Source organism: Geodermatophilus tzadiensis (genome assembly GCF_003002915.1).
GTDB classification, from domain to species: Bacteria; Actinomycetota; Actinomycetes; order Mycobacteriales; family Geodermatophilaceae; genus Geodermatophilus; species Geodermatophilus tzadiensis.
The window spans coordinates 152161-172979 of sequence record NZ_PVTG01000003.1 but is presented as its reverse complement, the minus strand read 5'-3'; the positions used below and the strand labels follow the sequence as shown (position 1 = coordinate 172979).

Annotated in this window: 16 protein-coding genes; 1 reads left to right on the top strand and 15 read right to left on the bottom strand. The window is 75.8% G+C overall.

Annotated elements, in window-relative coordinates:
• Positions 1–76: 76 nt before the first annotated feature.
• The 15 genes from LY71_RS06015 to LY71_RS05945 all read right to left on the bottom strand — a co-directional run bounded on the left by LY71_RS06015 (position 77) and on the right by LY71_RS05945 (position 20059).
• Positions 77–1564, bottom strand: a complete 1488-nt coding sequence (locus LY71_RS06015; protein WP_106276054.1) for a glutamate synthase subunit beta — start codon at positions 1562–1564, stop codon at positions 77–79.
• On the bottom strand, positions 1557–6206 hold the full coding sequence (gltB, locus tag LY71_RS06010) for a glutamate synthase large subunit (protein WP_245887701.1): 4650 nt from the start codon (positions 6204–6206) through the stop codon (positions 1557–1559). The genes LY71_RS06015 and gltB overlap by 8 nt, the downstream gene beginning before the upstream one ends.
• A gap of 324 nt (positions 6207–6530) precedes the next feature.
• The gene (gene lgt / locus LY71_RS06005) at positions 6531–7493 is read right to left on the bottom strand and encodes a prolipoprotein diacylglyceryl transferase (RefSeq protein WP_106276053.1); all 963 of its coding nucleotides are present in this window, start codon (positions 7491–7493) and stop codon (positions 6531–6533) included.
• Positions 7490–8290: a tryptophan synthase subunit alpha gene (gene trpA, locus LY71_RS06000; RefSeq protein ID WP_106276052.1), complete on the bottom strand. Its 801-nt coding sequence runs from the start codon at positions 8288–8290 to the stop codon at positions 7490–7492. The genes lgt and trpA overlap by 4 nt, the downstream gene beginning before the upstream one ends.
• Positions 8287–9636 (bottom strand): tryptophan synthase subunit beta, encoded by a 1350-nt coding sequence (trpB, locus tag LY71_RS05995; RefSeq protein WP_211297166.1) that lies wholly within the window; start codon positions 9634–9636, stop codon positions 8287–8289. The genes trpA and trpB overlap by 4 nt, the downstream gene beginning before the upstream one ends.
• Positions 9637–9708: 72 nt before the next feature.
• Complete coding sequence (gene trpC, locus LY71_RS05990) at positions 9709–10518, bottom strand: indole-3-glycerol phosphate synthase TrpC (protein WP_106276051.1); 810 nt, start codon at positions 10516–10518, stop codon at positions 9709–9711.
• Positions 10519–10590: 72 nt separating this feature from the next.
• The gene (locus LY71_RS05985; RefSeq protein WP_106276050.1) at positions 10591–11211 is read right to left on the bottom strand and encodes a Trp biosynthesis-associated membrane protein; all 621 of its coding nucleotides are present in this window, start codon (positions 11209–11211) and stop codon (positions 10591–10593) included.
• Positions 11208–12725 (bottom strand): anthranilate synthase component I, encoded by a 1518-nt coding sequence (locus LY71_RS05980; protein WP_106276049.1) that lies wholly within the window; start codon positions 12723–12725, stop codon positions 11208–11210. Before LY71_RS05980 ends, LY71_RS05985 begins: the two co-directional genes overlap by 4 nt.
• A complete protein-coding gene (gene hisI / locus LY71_RS05975; protein WP_211297165.1) occupies positions 12712–13101 on the bottom strand; it encodes a phosphoribosyl-AMP cyclohydrolase in 390 nt (129 codons plus the stop codon). Before hisI ends, LY71_RS05980 begins: the two co-directional genes overlap by 14 nt.
• A 53-nt stretch (positions 13102–13154) precedes the next feature.
• Positions 13155–13814 (bottom strand): hypothetical protein, encoded by a 660-nt coding sequence (locus tag LY71_RS05970; RefSeq protein WP_106276048.1) that lies wholly within the window; start codon positions 13812–13814, stop codon positions 13155–13157.
• The gene (locus tag LY71_RS05965) at positions 13811–15463 is read right to left on the bottom strand and encodes an FAD-binding dehydrogenase (protein WP_106276216.1); all 1653 of its coding nucleotides are present in this window, start codon (positions 15461–15463) and stop codon (positions 13811–13813) included. Before LY71_RS05965 ends, LY71_RS05970 begins: the two co-directional genes overlap by 4 nt.
• A gap of 10 nt (positions 15464–15473) precedes the next feature.
• Positions 15474–15995: a hypothetical protein gene (locus LY71_RS05960; RefSeq protein ID WP_146146067.1), complete on the bottom strand. Its 522-nt coding sequence runs from the start codon at positions 15993–15995 to the stop codon at positions 15474–15476.
• 17 nt (positions 15996–16012) lie between these two features.
• Positions 16013–16429 carry a hypothetical protein gene (locus tag LY71_RS05955; RefSeq protein WP_146146066.1) on the bottom strand — a complete coding sequence of 139 codons (417 nt, stop codon included), beginning with the start codon at positions 16427–16429 and terminating at the stop codon, positions 16013–16015.
• A gap of 37 nt (positions 16430–16466) precedes the next feature.
• Entirely contained in the window at positions 16467–18287 is a 1821-nt protein-coding gene (locus LY71_RS05950; protein WP_211297164.1) for an ABC transporter ATP-binding protein, read from the bottom strand.
• Complete coding sequence (locus LY71_RS05945; RefSeq protein WP_245887700.1) at positions 18284–20059, bottom strand: ABC transporter ATP-binding protein; 1776 nt, start codon at positions 20057–20059, stop codon at positions 18284–18286. The genes LY71_RS05950 and LY71_RS05945 overlap by 4 nt, the downstream gene beginning before the upstream one ends.
• 118 nt (positions 20060–20177) lie before the next feature.
• Here LY71_RS05945 and LY71_RS05940 point away from each other — a divergent pair, with 118 nt between their 5' ends.
• The gene (locus LY71_RS05940) at positions 20178–20819 is read left to right on the top strand and encodes a TIGR03085 family metal-binding protein (RefSeq protein ID WP_106276045.1); all 642 of its coding nucleotides are present in this window, start codon (positions 20178–20180) and stop codon (positions 20817–20819) included.

Below are 20819 nucleotides of genomic sequence, written 5' to 3'. Positions count from 1 at the left end.
GGCAGGGGCCGGTCCCGCGGTGTCGCGGGACCGGCCCCCGGCCGTCGGTGGGGCTCCCTCGGTGGGAGCTCCCCTCTCAGCGCAGCGCGACCGCCGTGGGGGTGACCGGGCGCGGCAGCATGGAGCTGCCGGTCAGGTACGTGTCGACGGCGCCGGCGGCCGCGCGGCCCTCGGCGATGGCCCACACGATGAGCGACTGGCCGCGGCCGGCGTCACCGGCGACGAACACCCCGGGCACGGTGGCCATGAACTCGCCGTCGCGGGCGACGTTGCCCCGGGCGTCGAGCTCCAGCCCGAGGGTCTCCACCAGGCCCTCGCGCTGGGCGCCGGTGAAGCCCATGGCCAGCAGCACCAGCTGGGCGGGCAGCTCGCGCTCGGTGCCCTCGACCTTCTCGAAGCGGCCCTCGACCCGGCGCACCTCGTGGATGAGCAGGGCGCGCACGCGGCCCTCGTCGTCGCCGAGGAAGCGCTCGGTGTTGACCGAGTACAGCCGCTCGCCGCCCTCCTCGTGGGCCGAGGAGATGCGCATGATCATCGGGTAGGTCGGCCAGGGGTTGCCCTCGGCGCGCTTGTCCGGCGGCGCCGGCATGATCTCCAGCTGGGTCACCGAGCGGGCGCCCTGCCGGTGCGAGGTGCCCAGGCAGTCGGCGCCGGTGTCCCCGCCGCCGATGATCACGACGTCGAGCCCCTTGGCGCTGATCGGCGGGTCGTCGAGCTCGCCGAGCGCCTGCCGGTTGCCGAAGGGCAGGAACTCCATCGCCAGGTGGATGCCGGCGAGCTCGCGGCCCGGCACGGGCAGGTCGCGGCCGACGGTGGCCCCGCCGGCGAGCACGACGGCGTCGAACTCGCCGCGCAGCTGCTCGGCCGACAGGTCGCCCTCACCGCTGCCACCGACCTCGACGCCGGTGACGAAGCGGGTGCCCTCGGCGCGCATCTGGTCCAGCCGCCGGTCCAGGACGGACTTCTCCATCTTGAACTCGGGGATGCCGTAGCGGAGCAGCCCGCCCACCTTGTCCGCGCGCTCGTAGACGGTGACGTCGTGCCCGGCGCGGGTGAGCTGCTGCGCGGCGGCCAGCCCCGCCGGGCCGGACCCGACGACGGCGACCTTCCGGCCGGTGCGCTCGGCGGGGGCCTGCGGCTCGACGAAGCCCCGCTCGAAGGCCTGGTCGATGATCTCCCACTCGATCTGCTTGATCGTGACCGGCGAGTCCTGCAGGTTCAGCACGCAGGAGCCCTCGCACGGGGCGGGGCACAGCTTCCCGGTGAACTCCGGGAAGTTGTTCGTCGCGTGCAGCCGCTCGATGGCCTCGCGCCAGTCGTCGCGGCGGGCGAGGTCGTTCCACTCCGGGATGAGGTTGCCCAGCGGGCAGCCGTGGTGGCAGAACGGGATGCCGCAGTCCATGCACCGGGCGGCCTGCTGGCGCAGCGCCGCGACCGGGTAGACCGCGTCCTCCCCGCTCTGCCGGGAGAGGTAGACGTCCTTCCAGTCCAGGATGCGGACGTCGACGGGCCGCCGCGGCGGCATGGCCCGCTCGTACTTCAGGAACCCCGTGGAGTCAGCCACGTGCGGCCTCCATCACTGCTCGGTCGACGTCGGTACCGGCGGCCTCGGCGGCGCGCCGGGCCTCGAGTGCGCGGCGGTAGTCGCGCGGCATGATCGTGCTGAACTGCCCGGACCAGCGGCCCCAGTCGGCCAGCAGCGCGGCGGCCACCGGCGACTCGGTCTCGGCCTGGTAGCGGACCAGGACCTCGCGCAGCCACTGCGCGGACGCCACGTCCAGCGGCTCGACGTCCACCATCTCGGGGTTGACCCGGTGGCGGGCCAGGTCGAGCACGTAGCCGATGCCGCCGGACATGCCGGCCGCCACGTTGCGCCCGGTCGGCCCGAGGATCACCGCGCGGCCGCCGGTCATGTACTCCAGCGCGTGGTCGCCGGCGCCCTCGACGACGGCCAGCGCGCCGGAGTTGCGCACGCAGAACCGCTCACCGACGCGGCCGCGCAGGAACAGCTCCCCGCCGGTCGCGCCGTAGCCGATGACGTTGCCGGCGATGACGTTGTCCTCGGCGGCGAAGGTCGCCTCGCGCGCCGGGCGGACCACGATGCGCCCGCCCGACAGTCCCTTGCCGACGTAGTCGTTGGCGTCCCCGAGCAGCCGCATGGTGATCCCGCGCGGCACGAAGGCGCCGAAGGACTGGCCGGCCGACCCGGTGAAGGTCAGGTCGATCGTGCCGTCGGGCAGGCCCTCGCCGCCGAAGCGGCGGGTGACCATCGAGCCGAGCATCGTGCCGACGGTGCGGTTCACGTTGCGCACCGGCAGCTCGAGGGTGACCGGCCGCGCGTCGAGCAGGGCGCCCTCGCACAGCTGGATCAGCGTCTGGTCCAGGGCGACGTCGAGGCCGTGGTCCTGGGTGCGGACGGCGCGCCGCGGCGTCCCCTCGGGCAGCTCGGGCAGCGCCAGCATCCGGGACAGGTCCAGCCCGCGGGCCTTCCAGTGGTCGACGGCGTTCCGGGTGTCGAGCAGCTCGACGTGGCCGACGGCCTCGTCGACCGAGCGGAAGCCCAGCTCGGCGAGGTAGCCCCGCACCTGCTCGGCGAGGAACTCGAAGAAGGTCACCACGAACTCGGGCCGGCCGGTGAACCGCTTGCGCAGCTCCGGGTTCTGGGTGGCCACGCCGACCGGGCAGGTGTCGAGGTGGCAGACCCGCATCATGATGCAGCCGGAGACGACCAGCGGGGCGGTGGCGAAGCCGTACTCCTCGGCGCCGAGCAGCATCGCGACCATGACGTCGCGGCCGGTCTTCATCTGGCCGTCGACCTGCACCACGATCCGGTCGCGCAGGCCGTTGGCCAGCAGCGTCTGCTGCGTCTCGGCCAGGCCCAGCTCCCAGGGCGAGCCCGCGTGCTTCAGCGAGGTCAGCGGCGCGGCCCCGGTGCCGCCGTCGTGCCCGGAGATGAGCACCACGTCGGCGTGGGCCTTGCTGACGCCGGCCGCGACCGTCCCGACGCCGACCTCGGCGACCAGCTTGACGTTGACCCGCGCCTCGGTGTTGGCGTTCTTCAGGTCGTGGATCAGCTGTTTGAGGTCCTCGATCGAGTAGATGTCGTGGTGCGGCGGCGGGCTGATGAGGCCGACGCCCGGCGTCGAGTGCCGGGTGCGGGCGACCCACGGGTAGACCTTGCCGCCGGGCAGCTGGCCGCCCTCGCCGGGCTTGGCGCCCTGCGCCATCTTGATCTGGATGTCGTCGGAGTTGACCAGGTACTCGCTGGTGACGCCGAAGCGGCCGCTGGCCACCTGCTTGATCGCCGAGCGGCGCAGGTCGCCGTTGGGGTCGGGCACGAACCGGTCGGGGTCCTCGCCGCCCTCACCGGTGTTGGACCGCCCGCCGAGCCGGTTCATCGCGATGGCGAGGGTCTCGTGCGCCTCCTGCGAGATGGAGCCGTAGCTCATCGCGCCGGTCTGAAAGCGCTTGACGATCTCGCTGGCCGGCTCGACCTCCTCCAGCGGCACCGGCTCGCGCACGCCGGTCCTGAGCGTGAACAGGCCGCGCAGCGTGGCGGCGTCCTCCGACAGCTGGTCGACCGTCTGCGTGTAGCGCTCGAAGACCTCGAACTGCCGCGAGCGGGTGGAGTGCTGCAGGAGGAACACCGTCTCGGGGTTGAACAGGTGCACCTCGCCCTCGCGGCGCCACTGGTACTCCCCGCCGGTCTCCAGCCGGCGGTGCGCCCGCTCGGTCGGGTTCTCCGGGTAGGCGCGCCGGTGCCGCATGGCGACCTCCTCGGCGAGCACGTCGACGCCCACGCCGCCCAGGGGCGCGGAGGTGCCGGTGAAGTACTCGTCGACGACCTCCTGTGACAGGCCGACCGCCTCGAAGATCTGCGCCATCGTGTACGAGCCGACGGTGCTGATGCCCATCTTGCTCATGACCTTCAGGACGCCCTTGCCCAGCGCCTTGACCACGTTGCGCACCGCCTGCGCCGGCTGGACGCCGGTGAGCACGCCGTCGCGGATGAGGTCCTCGATCGACTCGAAGGCCAGGTAGGGGTTGACCGCGGCCGCGCCGTAGCCGAGCAGCAGCGCGACGTGGTGCACCTCGCGGCAGTCGCCGGACTCGACGACCAGGCCGACCTCCATGCGGGTGCGCTCGCGCACCAGCTGGTGGTGGACGGCGGCGGTCATCAGCAGCGACGGGATCGGCGCCCGCCGCTCGTCGCAGTCGCGGTCGGAGAGCACGATGACCCGCGCGCCGGCCGCGATCGCCCGGCTGACCTTGCTGCGCAGCTCCTCGACCGCCTGCACCAGCGCGGGCCCGCCGCCGGTGACGTCGAAGTGGCCGGTGATCCGCACCGCGGCGAAGCCGGGCAGGTCGCCGTCGTCGTCGATGTGCAGGATCTTGGCCAGCTCGTCGTTGTCGATGACCGGGTAGGGCAGGAACACCTGCCGGCAGGACGCGGGGGTGGCCTTCAGCAGGTTCTGCTCGGGACCGAAGGTGCGGCCCAGGCTGGTCACCAGCTCCTCGCGGATGGCGTCCAGCGGCGGGTTGGTCACCTGGGCGAACAGCTGCCCGAAGTAGTCGTAGAGCAGCCGGGAGCGGTCCGACAGCGCCGCGATCGGGGTGTCGGTGCCCATCGAGCCGATCGGCTCGGCGCCCGAGGACGCCATCGGGGTGAGCAGGACGCGCAGGTCCTCCTCGGTGTAGCCGAACAGCAGCTGCCGGCGGACGACAGACTCGTGGCTGGGCCGGGCCCGCCGCCGCTCGGGCAGCGAGGGCAGGTGCACCAGGCCGGCGTGCAGCCAGTCCTCGTAGGGGTGCTCGGCGGCCAGGGCGCCCTTGACCTCCTCGTCGGAGACGATCCGCCCGGAGGCGGTGTCGACGAGGAACATCCGGCCCGGCTGCAGCCGGCCCTTGGCGACGACGTCACCCGCCGGGATCTCCAGCACGCCGGCCTCGCTGGCGAGCACGACCAGGTCGTCCTTCGTCCGCCACCAGCGCCCCGGGCGCAGGCCGTTGCGGTCGAGGACCGCGCCGACGATCGTGCCGTCGGTGAACGCCACGCAGGCCGGCCCGTCCCAGGGCTCCATGATCGAGGAGTGGAACCGGTAGAAGGCCCGGCGGGCCGGGTCCATCTCGTCGTGGTTCTCCCACGCCTCCGGGATCATCATCAGGACGGCGTGCGGCAGTGACCGGCCCGACAGGTGCAGCAGCTCGAGCACCTCGTCGAAGGTGGCCGAGTCGCTGAAGTCGCTCGCGGTGACCGGGAAGACCCGCTCCAGGCCGAGCTCGGCGGCCGGGCCGGCGGGGCCGTCGAACAGCTCGGTCTCGAGCTTGGCCTCGCGGGCGCGCATCCGGTTGCGGTTGCCCTTGATGGTGTTGATCTCGCCGTTGTGGGCGATGAACCGGAACGGGTGGGCCAGCGGCCAGCTGGGGAAGGTGTTGGTGGAGAACCGGCTGTGCACCAGGGCGATCGCCGACTCGTAGCGCTCGTCGCGCAGGTCGGGGAAGAAGGCCGGCAGCTGGTCGGTGGTCAGCATGCCCTTGTAGGTGATGGTGCGCGAGGACAGCGACACCACGTACATCGAGCTGCCGGCCTCGCGGGCCTCCCGCTCGGCGCGCTTGCGCAGCACGAAGGAGCGCCGCTCGAGGCGGGTGACGCCGTTGACCGACACCGGGCCGCCGAACGCCGCCGCGTCGGCGCGGGCGCCCATGGTCTCGGCGACGAAGAGCTGGGCGAAGTGCGGCATGACCGCGCGGGCGGTGGGCCCGAGGTCGGCGCCGTCGGGGTCGACCGGCACGTCGCGCCAGCCGAGGACGGTCAGGCCCTCCTCGGCGGCGATGCGCGCGACGTCGGCGTGGCGGGCGGCCCGCTCCTCGGCGTCGACGGGCAGGAAGGCGATGCCGACGGAGTACTCCCCCACCGGCGGCAGGTCGAAGTCGACGCTGGCGCGCAGCAGCCGGTCGGGCACCTGGGTGAGGATCCCGGCGCCGTCCCCGGAGTTGGGCTCGGCGCCGGCGGCGCCGCGGTGGTCGAGGTTGTGCAGCGCGGTCAGGCCGGCGGCCACGATCGAGCGCGAGCTGCGGCCCCGGGCGTCGGCCACGAGGGCGACGCCGCAGGCGTCCGAGTCGTTGGCCGGGTCGTAGAGACCGGCGGCCGGCGGCACGGCCGAGAACGGCACGGCCTGGGGGGCGGGGGTGTGGGACCCGGACATGATCACTCCCGTCGTCGGCCGTCGCGCCGTCGCGCGGGCGACGGGGCGGGGGCAGGGGTGCCCGGCCGGTGGTCAAGGGGGCGGTGCGGCGGAGGTGCAGGCGGAGGACTGCGGTGAGCCGACGACCGGCCGGGACACGGTGGCCCGGGCAGGTCCGGCTCGCGAGCCCCACGGGGGTGGTGCCGTGGGGTCGTCGTCCGCGGGGCAGCGCTGGCCCGGTTCCGACACGGAGGACCACCCAGGATCGCTGGGCGGTCTGCACAGGAGGGTACACAGCGGGGACACCGGGTCCCCGCCGTCAGATCGCCGCTGCGGCGCGTCCCCTCAGGGCGTGCCCGGCGTGTCGTGAGACCGGTCACGCACCCGGTCCGACGCGTCGGCGTCGGTGCTGGTGGGGGCCTCGCCGGTCCCCTCCGCGGCGACCGGCGGGGTGTCGCCGTCGTCACCCTCACCGCGGTGCAGGACCTCCCGGGGACGGCCGCGCTGCCACACCAGGTAGGCCACCGCGAGCAGCCCGACCACCGCGGCGGTGAACACGTTGAGCCGCACGCCGAGGACCGTGTTGGCCGGGTCGATGCGCAGCAGCTCGATCCAGAACCGGCCGGCGCAGTAGAGCGCCACGTAGAGGGCGAAGGCGCGGCCGTGGGAGAGCCGGAAGCGGCGGTCGGCCCAGACGACGACGGCCGCGGCGGCGAGGTTCCACAGCAGCTCGTAGAGGAACGCCGGGTGGAAGGTGCCGAGCACGATCGGCTGCCCGTCGGCGCCGAGCACCGCCTCCCGCCCGTCCCACTCGTGGATCCGCAGCGCCCACGGCAGGTCGGTGGGGCCGCCGTAGAGCTCGTTGTTGAACCAGTTGCCCAGCCGGCCGACCGCCTGGGCCACCAGCAGGCCCGGGGCGATGGCGTCGCCGAAGGCCGGCAGCGGGATGCCGCGACGGCGGCAGGCGATCCACGCACCGACCCCGCCCAGGGCGATGGCGCCCCAGATGCCCAGGCCGCCCTCCCAGATGGCGAAGGCGCGCAGCGGGTCGCCGTCCTCGCCGAAGTAGGGCTGGGGCGTGCTGACGACGTGGTACAGCCGGCCGCCGAGGATGCCGAAGGGCACCGCCCAGACGGCGATGTCGAGCACCTCGCCGGGGCGGCCGCCGCGGGCCACCCACCGCTTCTCGGCGATCCAGCAGGCGGCCACGATGCCGGCGATGATGCACAGCGCGTAGGCCCGGACGGGGAACGGCCCCAGCTCCCAGACGCCCTGGGTGGGGCTGGGGATCACCGCGAGCGGGGTCACCGCGACACCGTCGAGCGGCGCCGGACGCCCTCGGCCAGCTGCGCCGACAGGGCGCGCACGCCCTCGGGGCCGCGGCCCTCGAGCAGCTCGCGCACGTAGGCCGACCCGACGATGACGCCGTCGGCGAAGGTCGCGACCTCGGCGGCCTGGTCGCCGTCGGAGACGCCGAGGCCCACGCAGACCGGCTTGTCGGTGACCGCGCGGGTGCGGGCCACCAGCCGCTCGGCGGCGTCACCGACCGTGGCGCGGGTGCCGGTGACGCCCATGGTGGAGGCGGCGTACACGAACCCGCGGCAGGCCTCCGTGGTGGCGCGCAGCCGGGCGTCGGTGGACGACGGCGCGACCAGGAAGACGCGGTCGAGGCCGGCGGCGTCCGAGGCGGCCAGCCACGGCCCGGCCTCGTCGGGGATGAGGTCGGGGGTGATGGCCCCCGCTCCCCCGGCCGCGGCCAGGTCGGTGGCGAACCGGTCGACGCCGTAGCGCTCGATCGGGTTCCAGTAGCTCATCACCACCGGGACCGCGCCGGCCGCGGCGACCGCCTCGACCGCGCGCAGCACGTCGCGCATGCCCACGCCCGCGCGGACGGCGACGTCGACGGCCTGCTGGATGACCGGGCCGTCCATGCCCGGGTCGCTGTAGGGGACGCCGATCTCCACGACGTCGGCCCCGCCCTCGACCGCGGCGGTCATCGCGGCGATCGAGTCCTCGACCGTCGGGTGGCCCACCGGCAGGTAGGCGACGAGGGCGGCGCGGCCCTCGGCGCGGGCCGCCCCGATGCGGTCCTCCAGCGCACTCACGCCTGGCTCCCCGCGTGCCGGCCGGCGACCGCGTCGCCGGAGGTGACCGCGCCCTCGGTGGGCCGCTGGTCGGTGTCCATGCCGGGACCGGGGTCGACCTCGGTGCGGTCGCCCAGCCCGAACCAGCGCGAGGCGGTCTCGACGTCCTTGTCCCCGCGCCCGGAGAGGTTGACCAGCAGCAGGGCGTCCGGCCCGAGCTCGCGGCCCAGCCGCACCGCCCCGGCCAGCGCGTGCGCGGACTCGATCGCCGGGATGATGCCCTCGGTGCGCGACAGCAGCGCGAAGGCCTCCATGGCCTCGGCGTCGGTGACCGGCCGGTACTCGGCGCGGCCGACGTCGTGCAGGTACGAGTGCTCGGGGCCCACGCCCGGGTAGTCCAGGCCGGCGCTGATCGAGTGCGACTCGACGGTCTGCCCGTTGTCGTCCTGCAGCAGGTAGGAGCGGGCGCCGTGCAGCACGCCGGGTGAGCCGCCGGTGATCGTCGCCGCGTGCCGGCCGGTCTCGACGCCGTCGCCGGCCGCCTCCAGGCCCACCAGCCGCACGCCCTCGTCGGGGACGAACGCGGTGAAGATCCCGATCGCGTTCGAGCCGCCGCCGACGCAGGCGAGGACGGCGTCGGGCAGCCGGCCCTCGCGCTCGAGCACCTGGGCGCGGGCCTCGTCGCCGATGACCCGCTGGAACTCGCGGACCATGAGCGGGAAGGGGTGCGGGCCCGCGACGGTGCCGAAGACGTAGTTGGTGGTCTCGACGTTGGTCACCCAGTCGCGGAAGGCCTCGTTGATGGCGTCCTTGAGGGTGCGCGAGCCGGTGGTCACCGGGATGACCTCGGCGCCCAGCAGCCGCATCCGGGCGACGTTGAGCGCCTGGCGGCGGGTGTCCTCCTCGCCCATGTAGACGGTGCAGGACAGGCCCATGAGCGCGGCGGCGGTGGCGGTGGCGACGCCGTGCTGGCCGGCGCCGGTCTCGGCGATGACCCGCTGCTTGCCGATGCGCCTGGTGAGCAGCGCCTGGCCCAGCACGTTGTTGATCTTGTGCGAGCCGGTGTGGTTGAGGTCCTCGCGCTTGAGCAGCACCCGGGCGCCGCCGCAGTGCTCGGCGAACCGCGGCACCTCGGTGACCGGGCTCGGGCGGCCGGTGTAGTCGCGCTGCAGGGCGGCGAACTCCTCGACGAAGGCCGGGTCCACGCGCATCGCCTCGAAGGCGGCGGTGAGGTCGTCGAGCGCCGCGATCAGGGCCTCGGGGACGAAGCGGCCGCCGAAGACACCGAAGTGGCCGGTGGCGTCGGGCCACGCGGGGTGCGCCGACTCGAGTCGCTGCTCGGGGAGGTGCACGGCGCTGGTCGTCATGACCCCAGCGTAAGGACCTCCCGGCCCCCCACCCCTCGCAGGCTCGCGGCGGGTCCCTGCCGGGAGGCCGGGCTAGCGCGTCGTGCGGGGGGTGGCGGGGTGCGACCCGGCGGTGACCAGGTCGGCCACGGCCTGGCGGGCGTCGCCGGCGGTGACCAGGCCCTCGCCCACGAGGACGGCGTCGGCACCGGCGGCGGCGTAGGCGATGAGGTCGTGCGGGCCGCGGACGCCGGACTCGGCGATCTTGACCACCTCGGAGGGCAGGCCCGGCGCGATCCGCTCGAAGGTCGACCGGTCGACCGCCAGCGTGGTGAGGTCGCGGGCGTTGACGCCGATCACCGCGGCGCCGGCCGACAGCGCCCGGTCGGCCTCGGCCTCGGTGTGCACCTCGACCAGCGCGGTCATGCCCAGCGACTCGACCCGCTCGAGCAGGCCGGTGAGCGCGTTCTGCTCGAGCGCGGCGACGATGAGCAGGACGACGTCGGCACCGTGGGCGCGCGCCTCGTGCACCTGGTAGCTGCTGACCACGAAGTCCTTGCACAGCACCGGCACGTCGACGGCGGCGCGGACGGCGGCCAGGTCGGCGTGCGAGCCGCCGAAGCGGCGCCGCTCGGTGAGCACGCTGATGACCCGGGCGCCGCCGGCGGCGTACTGCGCGGCGAGGACGGCGGGGTCGGGGATGTCGGCCAGCGCGCCCTTGCTGGGGCTGCGGCGCTTGACCTCGGCGATGACGCCGACGCCGGGCTCGCGCAGGGCGGCGAGGGCGTCGCGGGCCGGGCGGGCGTCGCGGGCGGCGGCCTTCACCTCGGGCAGCGGGGTGGCCGCCTCGCGCGCCGCGACGTCCTCACGGACGCCGGCGACGATCTCGTCGAGGACGGTCACTCCGCCTCCTCGCTGGGTGCTCGTGGGGTCCGTCCCGGCTGCTCCGGGGCCTGCCGGGTGGCTGGCCCCACTCTAGGCGCGACGTCCGGGGGGTCCCGTCGCAGGGTCGTCGGCGGGGTCTTCGGTCGGGTCGTCGCCGCGGTCGAGGGCACGCCAGGCGTCGAGCGCGCGCTCCTCGTCGGTGCGGGCGCGGGCCGGTGCCGGCGCGGCCGCGCCGGGCGCCCGCTCGTAGCGGCGGCCCATGCCCGGCCACCGGTGCCCGCGGGCGAGCACGAGCAGCCCGGTGGCCAGTGCGAGCACCGCGGCGACCAGGCACAGCACCGGCCAGCCGGCGGCCAGGTCGGTGCTCGCGGTCTCCCCCGGCGCCCGCGGCGCGGCCGGCGGGCCGCTGAGCAGCACGCGGGCCGCCGACCAGCCGAGCGCTCCCCCGGCCGCGGCCACCAGGACGCCCACCGCGGCGCGGGCGGCACCCCGGACGGCGAGGACGGCGACCGCGCCGGCCAGCAGCACCAGGCCCGAGGCGGTGACCAGCGGCGCGACGTCGGACCCGCTGAGGACCTCGGTGACCGGCGGCAGCGGCGCACGTCGCGTGACGTCGACGGTCGCCCAGGTCTGGCCCCCGGCCGCCAGCGCCAGCGCGCCGGCCAGCGCGCAGCCGGCCAGCGCCGTCCCGAGCTCCCGGCGCGCCGTCACCGGACCTCCCGCATGCCCTCCGCGGTCGCGATCGCCGACAGCACCGCCCGCGCCTTGTGCCGGGTCTCGGCCTCCTCGGTGGCCGGGTCGCTGTCGGCGACGACCCCCGCGCCGGCCTGCACGTAGGCGCGGCCCTGGTGCAGCACGGCGGTGCGGATGGCGATGGCCATGTCCATGTCGCCGCCGGCGTCGAGGTAGCCGACGGTGCCGGCGTACAGCGCCCGCCGGGTGGGCTCGAGGGACTCGATGATCTCCATGGCCCGCGGCTTGGGGGCCCCGGAGACGGTGCCGGCCGGGAAGGTCGCGTCGAAGACGTCGAGCGCGTCGCGGCCGGGGGCGACCTCACCGGACACCGTCGACACCAGGTGCATGACGTGGCTGTAGAGCTCGACCCGCATGAAGTCGGGCACCTCGACCGTGCCGGGCACGCAGACCCGGCCGAGGTCGTTGCGCGCCAGGTCGACCAGCATCACGTGCTCGGCGCGCTCCTTGGGGTCGGCCAGCAGCCCCTCGGCGAGCCGCACGTCCTCCTCCTCCGTGGCGCCGCGCGGGCGGGTGCCGGCCGGTGGGTGCACCACCGCGCCGGTGCCGGTGACGGTGACCAGCGCCTCGGGCGAGGAGCCGACGACGTCGAACGGCGACTCGCGCCCGGCGAAGCGCAGCAGGTACATGTACGGCGAGGGGTTGGTGGCGCGCAGCACGCGGTAGAGGTCGAGCGCGTCGACGTCGGTCTCGGTCTCGAAGCGCTGGGCCAGCACCACCTGGAAGGCGTCGCCGGCGCGGATGTGCTCGCGGACGGTCTCCACCCCGGCCTCGTACTGCCCCGGCGCCATGGTGCTGCGCACCGGCGGCGGCTCGGCCGGGGTGAACGCGGCCACGCCCGGCGGCACCGCCTTGGTCAGGTCGGCGGTCATCGCGTCGAGCCGGGCGACCGCGTCGTCCCAGGCCGCGCCGGGGTCGGCGGCGTCGTGCGTGCCGGACAGCGCGTTGGCGATGAGCAGCACGGTGCCGTCGGTGTGGTCGAGGACGGCGAGGTCGGTCACCAGCGTGAGCGCGAGCTCCGGCATGCCGAGGTCGTCGGTGGCGGTCGAGGGCAGCCGCTCCAGCCGCCGGACGACGTCGTAGCCGAGGTAGCCGACCAGCCCGCCGGTGAGCCGCGGCAGGTCGGGACGGCGCGGCGAGCGCAGCCGGCGGGCCAGCGTGCGGACGGCGGCCAGCGGGTCGGCGGGCAGGTCGTCGGTCAGGCCGGGCAGCGGGTCGCCGAGCCAGACGGTGGCGCCGTCGCGCTCGGTGAGCACACCGGCGGAGCGGACGCCGACGAAGCTGTAGCGAGACCACCGCTTGCCCTGCTCGGCGGACTCCAGCAGCACCGTGCCGGGGCGGTTGCCGGCCAGCTTGCGGTAGACGCCGACGGCGGTCTCGCCGTCGGCGAGCAGCCGCCGGGTGACCGGGACCACCGGCTGGTCCAGGCCGGCGAACTCCTCCCGCGACGGGCTGGTCTCACCGAGCCGCACGGCTGACCTCCAGCGGGCGGGAGAAGCAGGAGCGCGCGCCGGTGTGGCAGGCCGGGCCCTCCTGGTCGACGAGCAGCAGCAGCGCGTCGCCGTCGCAGTCCAGGCGCACGTCGCGCACCCACTGGCGGTGGCCGGAGGTCTCGCCCTTCACCCAGTACTCGCGCCGGCTGCGCGACCAGTAGGTGGCCCGGCCGGTGGTCAGGGTGCGCCGCAGCGCCTCGTCGTCCATCCAGGCGACCATGAGCACCTCGCCGGTGTCGTGCTGCTGGACGACGGCGGCGACCAGCCCGGCGGGGTCGCGGCGCAGCAGCGCGGCGACCGCGGGGTCCAGCGCGGGGACGGCAGCGGGGTCGGCGGTGGGGTCGGCGGTGGGCACGCCCCCGATCGTCCCACCGGGCCGGGGCCGCCCCGGTCGGCGGCCCCGGGCGGTCAGCCGGCGGCGGGCCCGGCGCCGTCGGCCCAGCGCCGGGCGTCCCGGACGAGCAGCAGGCCCAGGCCCACGCCCGGCAGGACGGCGTAGAAGAGCACCAGGACGACCAGCACCCCGACCGGGCCGGGGCCGGCGACGCCGTCGGCGAGGCCGTCGAGGGTGAGCAGCCGCACCGCCCAGTACAGGGCGATGGCCAGCTGCGCGCCGAGCGCGGCGAGCAGCGTCGTCCAGGACGCCCGGCCGCGGCGGTTGAGCAGCAGGACGCCGCCGACGACGAGGGCGACCGCCGAGAGCAGCTGGACCACGGAGAGCACGGTCGCCTCGGTGACCAGGCGCTCGGCCTCGCCGCTGCTCTGCGCGCCCAGGACCGCCAGCGTGCCGAGGGTGCTGGCGAGCAGCAGCACGTAGGCCGAGGACAGCGCGACGACGCCGGCCTGGACGAAGCCCAGCACCGCGGCGGTGGTGACCTGCCCGGGGCGGCGCGGCCGTGGTGGCGGCGGGCCCCACGGCAGGACGGCGGGCGGGTACCCGGGCGCCCAGCCGTAGGCGGGCGGCGGGGAGGCGGCCGCGACGGCGTACGACGGGGGCGCGGTGACCGGTGGGCCGGTGTACCCGGCCGGGTCGGTCGGCGCGGACGGGTCGGCCCAGGGGCTGCTCACAGCGCCGCCGCCAGCGCCCGGCCGGCCACCCGGCCGGAGAACAGGCAGCCCCCGAGGAAGGTACCCTCCAGCGAGCGGTAGCCGTGCATGCCGCCGCCACCGAAGCCGGCGACCTCCCCGGCGGCGTACAGGCCGGGGAACACCTCGCCGCCGGGCCGCAGCACCCGGCCGGACAGGTCGGTCTCCAGCCCGCCGAGGGTCTTGCGGGTGAGCAGGTTGAGCCGGACGGCGATCAGCGGGCCGGCCTCGGGCTCGAGCAGCCGGTGCGGCGGCGCGACCCGGATGAGCTTGTCGCCGAGGTAGCTGCGCGCCCCGCGGACGGCGGTCAGCTGCAGGTCCTTGGTGAACTCGTTGGCCACCTCGCGGTCGCGGGCGAGCACCTCGCGCTCGACGGTGGCCAGGTCGACCTCGGGGCGGCCGCCGGTGACGCGGTTCATCCCGGCGACCAGCTCGGGCAGCGTCGTGGCGGTGACGAAGTCCTCGCCGCGGTCGAGGAAGGCCTGCACCGGCGCGGACACCCCGGCCCGCACCCGGTTGAGCAGCAGCCGGACGTCGCGGCCGGTCAGGTCCGGGTTCTGCTCGGAGCCCGAGAGCGCGAACTCCTTCTCGACGATCTTCCTCGTCGCGACGAACCAGGTGTGCTCGTGACCGGTCTGCCCGATGTGGGCCAGCGTGCCCAGGGTGTCGAACCCGGGGAACAGCGGCACCGGCAGCCGCCGGCCGGTGGCGTCGAGCCACAGCGACGAGGGCCCGGGCAGGATGCGGATGCCGTGCCGCGCCCACACCGGCGAGTGGTTGGCGATGCCCTCGGTGTAGTGCCACATGCGGTCGCGGTTGACCAGGTTCGCCCCGGCCTTCTCGGTGGCCTCCAGCATCAGCCCGTCGACGTGCGCCGGGACGCCGGACAGCAGCCGCTGCGGCACCGGGCCCAGGCGCGCCGGCCAGTTGCGGCGGACCAGGTCGTGGTTGCCGCCGATCCCGCCGGAGGTGACGACGACGGCCTGCGCGGACAGCTCGAAGGGCGCCACCTCGGCGCGGGAGCTGGCCTCCCCGCGGGCGGCGTCGCTGGGCTCGAGCACCGCGCCGCGGACGCCGGTGACCGTGCCGCCGTCGACCACCAGCTCGGTCACCCGGTGGCGGAAGCGCAGCTCGACCAGGCCGCGGTCGACGGCGGCGCGCACCCGCCGGGCGAACGGCTCGACGAGCCCGGGCCCGGTCCCCCACACGATGTGGAAGCGGGGCACGGAGTTGCCGTGGCCGGTGGCGGTGTACCCGCCGCGCTCGGCCCAGCCGACGACCGGGAAGAAGCCGACGCCCTGCTCGCGCAGCCACGCCCGCTTCTCACCGGCGGCGAAGTCCAGGTAGGCCTCGGCCCACTGGCGCGGCCAGTGGTCCTCGGGGCGGTCGAAGGCGGCGGTGCCGAACCAGTCCTGGCGGGCCAGCTCGAGGGAGTCGCGCACCCGCAGCCGCCGCTGCTCCGGCGAGTCGACGAGGAACAGGCCGCCGAAGGACCACCACGCCTGCCCGCCGAAGGACGCCTCGGGCTCCTGCTCCAGCAGCACCACCCGCCGGCCGGCGTCGGCCAGCTCGGCGGTGGCCACCAGCCCGGCCAGGCCGGACCCGACCACGACGACGTCTGTGTCTGTCACGGGCGGCACGCTAGCGGCCCGCGGCCCCGCCCCGGCCCGTCCCCGCCGGCCGCGCCGCCGGTGTCCTCCGTGCGGGGCGGGTCCACTCCCGGATCGGGCGGCCGAGGGCCAGCACGAGGGCGCCGACCGGGCCGGCGAGCAGCAGCAGCGCCCAGCCGACGGACCCGCCGTCCCCGAGCGCGCCGAACAGCCCCGCGACGCCGAGCAGCAGCAGGGCCGGGAGCACGGCGGCGACGGCGAGCACCAGCCAGCCGCGCCCGCGGCCGAGGAGCACCAGGACGGCCCCGGCGACGGCGAGCAGCGCCAGCCCGGCGGACACGACCACGTACCAGTGCCAGCCCGGGTCCGGCTCGAGCAGCAGCCAGCCGAGGTAGAGGTCCTCGGCGGCGACCAGCAGTCCGAAGACGAACGCGAACGGGGCGGCCAGCGGGCGCCCCGCGGGCGGCGGAGGAGCGGCCCGGCGGACGGCCGGCGACGGGGCGGCCGCCCGCGGGGAGCGGCGGGTCGTCGTCCGGCGGGGTGGCGGCGGCACGGCGGGCGGCCCGGAGGTCAGTCCGCGGCGCCGGCGCGCGGGCGGCCGGCCAGCCACTCCCCGGCGGGCGGGGTCATCGCCAGGACCGCGGCCACCAGCGGGCAGACGACCAGGACAAACGGCCAGACGCCCACCGACTGGCCGACCCGGGCGGCCATGCCGAGCACCAGCCCGGTCACCGCGAGCGACGCGGCGGCGGCGGCCACGAGCGGCCAGCGCCCGCGGCGGGTGAGCAGCAGGACGATGCCGGCCAGCTCGAGCACCGGCGGGGCGATGAGCAGGAGGGTCCACCAGTCCCGGCCGCCGGCGTCGCTCCCGAGCAGGACGGCGGTGGCCGCGACGAGGGCCAGCGGCAGCACCCCGATGCCCGCGACGACGGCGGCGACGAGCACGAGGACGGGCATCCCGGAGGGCAGCCGGGCGGACGTCGTCACGATCGGCAGCGTATGGGAGGACCCGGCGGCACAGCGCTCAGCCGACGCGCTCGGGGGTGCCCGCCGAGGAGCGGCGCCAGGAGGCGTGCAGCCGGGCGTACGGGCCGACGACGTCGACCAGGTCGGCGTGCGTGCCGCGCTGCACCACCCGGCCGGCGTCGACGACGAGCACCTCGTCGGCGCGCTCGGCGGTCGAGAGCCGGTGCGCGATGGTCAGCGTCGTCCGGCCCTCGGTGAGCCGCTCCAGCGCGTGCGTGATCCGCCGCTCGGTGGCCGGGTCGACGGCGCTGGTGGCCTCGTCGAGCACGAGCAGGTCGGGCGCGGCCACGTGCGCGCGGGCGATGGCGACCAGCTGCCGCTCCCCCGCCGACAGCGACTCGCCGCGCTGGCCGACCGGGGTGGCGACGCCCTCGGGCAGGCCGGCCAGCCAGTCCCCCAGGCCGAGCTCCTCGAGGGCCGCGGCGACCTGCGCGTCGGAGAGACCCGGACGGCCGTAGCGCACGTTGTCGGCGACGGTCGCGTCGAAGAGGAAGCCGTCCTGCGGCACCATGCCCACCCGCCGGCGCAGCGAGGCGAAGGCGACCTCGGTCAGCGGCACCCAGCCGGCGGCGTCCGAGCCGAGCAGCACCCGCCCCTCGGTGGGGTCCATGAGCCGGGTGACCAGCTTGGCGAACGTCGTCTTGCCCGAGCCGGTCTCCCCGACGACGGCGTAGCTGCGCTGCGGGGCGAGGGCCAGGTCGACGCCGTCGAGGGCGGGGCGGGCGCCGGGCGCGTAGCGGAAGGTGACGTGCTCGAGCCGCACGCCGAGCGGCCCGTCGGGCAGCGCGAGCGCCGAGCCGGTGGCGGCGGGGTCGCGGACGTCGGGCTCGGTGTCGAGGACGTCGAGGACGCGGCGGAACCCGGCGATGGCGTTCTGGCCCTCGTTGAGCACCTCGGTGGCGGTCTGCACCGGGGCGACGAACAGGGTGACGAGGAACAGGAACGCGACGAGCGTGCCGGCGGTGATCTCCCCGGCCAGCCCGAGCAGGACGCCGACGACGATCACGGCGGCGTTGGCGAGCGCGGCCACGAACTCGCCGCTGACGAACACCGCCGCGGTGACCTTCTGCGCGTCGACCTGGGCGCGGTAGTGCCGGCCGATGGAGCGGTCGAGGCGGGCCGCCGTCCGCTCGCGGATGCCGTAGGCGCGCACCGTCGGGGCGCCGACGACGGACTCCGACACCGCGGCGAGGACGTCGCCGACCCGCTCGCGGACGACGCCGTAGGCGAGGTGCAGCCGGCGGGCGAACCAGCGGACGGCGATCGCCAGCGGCACGAAGCAGACGACCACCAGCAGGGTGAGCTGCCAGGAGTAGACGGCCATGACGACGGTCGCCACGACCAGCTGGCCGAGGCTCACCACGCCGATGACGCCGCCCCACTGCATGAAGGTGGACAGCTGGTCGACGTCGCTGGTGACGCGGGAGACCAGCGAGCCGCGGCGCTGCCCCTGCTGGTGCAGGACCGACAGGTCGTGCACGTGCCGGAACGCCCGGGAGCGCAGCCCGGCGAGCGCGGTCTCGGTGGTGCGGAACAGCCGGACGTTCATCCGGTACACCGCCACGCCGGTGACCAGCACGACCCCGGCGCAGACGAGCACCAGCGTGCGGACCAGGCCGAGGTCGGGACCGCCGGGGGCGAGCAGGCCGCGGTCGATGACCTGCTGGACGGCGATCGGCACGACCACCCGCCCGGCGGTGGCCACCAGCGCGAGCGCGAAGGTGGCCGGCAGGCCGCGACGGAACTCCGGCAGCATCCGCAGGCCGCGGCGCAGCGTGGCGACCGCGCCCTCCCGCGGCTCGGCGACGGCGGCGCTCACGCCGCCACCTCCGCCTGGGAGTAGGCGCGGACGAGGGCGGCGTAACCCGGCACGGTGGCCAGCAGCTGCTCGTGGCTGCCGCGGGCGGTGACCCGGCCGTCCTCCATCCACACCACCTCGTCGGCGAGCGCGATGGTGGCCTGCCGGTAGGCGATCACGACCACCGTGGCGGGCCGCTCGCTGGAGCGCAAGGCGTCGAGGATGCGCGCCTCGACGGCGGGGTCGACGGCGCTGGTGGCGTCGTCGAGGACCAGCAGCCGCGGCCGGCGGACGACGGCGCGGGCCAGCGCCAGCCGCTGCCGCTGACCGCCCGAGAGCGTGGCGCCGCGCTCGCCGACGCGGGTGTCGAGGCCCTCGGGCAGCCGGTCGACGAACTCGTCGGCCGCGGCCACCCGCAGCGCCGCGCGGACCTCCTCGTCGGAGAAGTCGCCGCCCAGGGTGACGTTGCCGCGCACCGTGTCGTCGAAGAGGAAGGTGCCCTGGGGGACGAACGCGGCCTGGCCGCTGACCTCGCCCTCGCGCAGCCGGCGCACGTCGACGCCGTCGAGGAGCACCTCGCCGCGGACGGGGTCGACCAGCCGCACCAGCAGCCCGGCCAGCGTGGACTTGCCGGAGCCGGTCGGCCCGACGACGGCGACCGTGCTGCCGGCGGCGACGTCGAAGGTGACGCCGGAGAGCACCGGCCGGTCGGCGCCGTCGAAGACGTGGTCGACCGCGCGCAGGCCCAGGCCCGCCCCGCCGGTCCCGGTGGCGGCGGTCTCCGGGCCGTGCGGGGTCTCGCCGGTGGCGTCGAGGACGGGGGTGACCCGGTCGAAGCCGGCGAGCGCGCGCGGCAGGTCGGCGAGCACCCAGCCGATCGCGCGGATGGGCAGCGCGAGCAGGGTGAACAGGTAGGCGATGCTCACCAGGTCACCGGCGTCGGTGGCGCCGGACGCGACCCGACCGGCGCCGACCAGCAGCACGGCGAGCGTGCCGAGGTTGGGCAGCGCCTCCATGAGCGGGTCGAACAGCCCGCGCACCCGGCCCACGGCGACCAGCCCGTCGCGCAGCTCCTCCGCGCGCTCGGTGAACCGGACGCTCTCGACGTCCTCGCGGCCGAGGGTCTTGACCACCAGGCCCGCGTCGAAGCTCTCGTGCGCGATCTCGCTGACCTCGGCGCGCAGCTGCTGGGCGCGCTGCATGCGCGGGCTCATCACCTGGGAGTAGACGGCGTTGAGGACGAAGACCAGCGGGAAGACGACCAGGCCGACCAGCGCCAGCAGCGGGTCGGTGAGGACCAGCGCGACGACGGTGATCGCGATCATGACCAGCGTCCCGCAGGCGAAGGGCAGCGGGGAGACGAAGTACCAGGCGGACTCGACGTCGGAGTTGGCGTTGCTCAGCAACTGGCCGGTCGGGTGGCGCTGGTGCCAGGCGAGCGGCAGCCGCAGGTACTGCCCGGTGACGCGGCGGCGGTAGTCGGCCTGCAGCCGGTAGGCCATGATCCCGGCGAACAGCCGGCGGCCGAGGATGCCGAGGATCTTGAGGACGGCGACGCCCAGGAGCACCGTGACGGCGAGGGTGAGCGCGCCGGCGGTGGTGTCGCCGTCGGCGAAGGCCGGGAGGACGACGCGGTCGGTGATGCCGCCGATGACGAAGGCCGACAGCACGCTCATGCCCGCGTAGAGGCTGCTGGCCAGGACGGCCAGGGTGAACATCCCCGGCTGCTCGCGGATGGCCAGGCCGATGTGGCGCATCCCCCGCCGGACGACGGCGTCTCGGGCGCGGGGCACGGATCTCCTCGGGGTGGTGCGACGACGGCGGCGCTCCACACGTCGTCAGCCAGGCTAACCATCTTCCCGACGGAGGGCGCGGCGTTTTCCGGGTGGGCGAGATCGGTAACCCCGAGCGGTGACCGATGCTTCCCGCCCGCTCGCCGCCCGTGAGCGCGCCGACCTCGCCGACCTGCTCGACGCGCTCGGCCCGGACGCGCCCACCTGCTGCGAGGGGTGGACGACGGCGCACCTGGCCGCGCACCTGGTCACCCGCGACCGCCGGCCGGACGCCGGGCCCGGCTACGCGCTCGAGCGCACGCCCGTCGGCGACCGGCTGCACGCCCACTCGGTCCGGCTGGAGGAGCGGCTGCGGACCTCGACGCCCTATCCCGAGCTGGTGGCCCGGGTGCGGTCGGGCCCGCCGCGGTGGCTGCCGATGGGCTGGCCGGGGCTGGGCGACGTCGTCAATGGCGTCGAGTTCGCCGTCCACCACGAGGACGCGCGCCGCGCGCAGCCCGGCTGGGAGCCCCGGGCGCTGCCGCTGCGCGACGCCGACACGCTCTGGGGCGCGGCGCAGCTGTTCGCCCGCGCCGCGGCTCCCCGCCACCCCGGCGGGCTGGTGCTCCAGCGCAGCGACGTCCCCGGGCCGGGAAAGCGCATCCGCGCGGGGTCGTCGCCGACCACAGTCGAGGGCGAGCCGCTGGAGGTGCTGCTGTGGGCCACCGGCCGCACGGACGTCGCCCGGGTGGCCGTGCGGGGCGGCGCGCCGGCCAGCTGA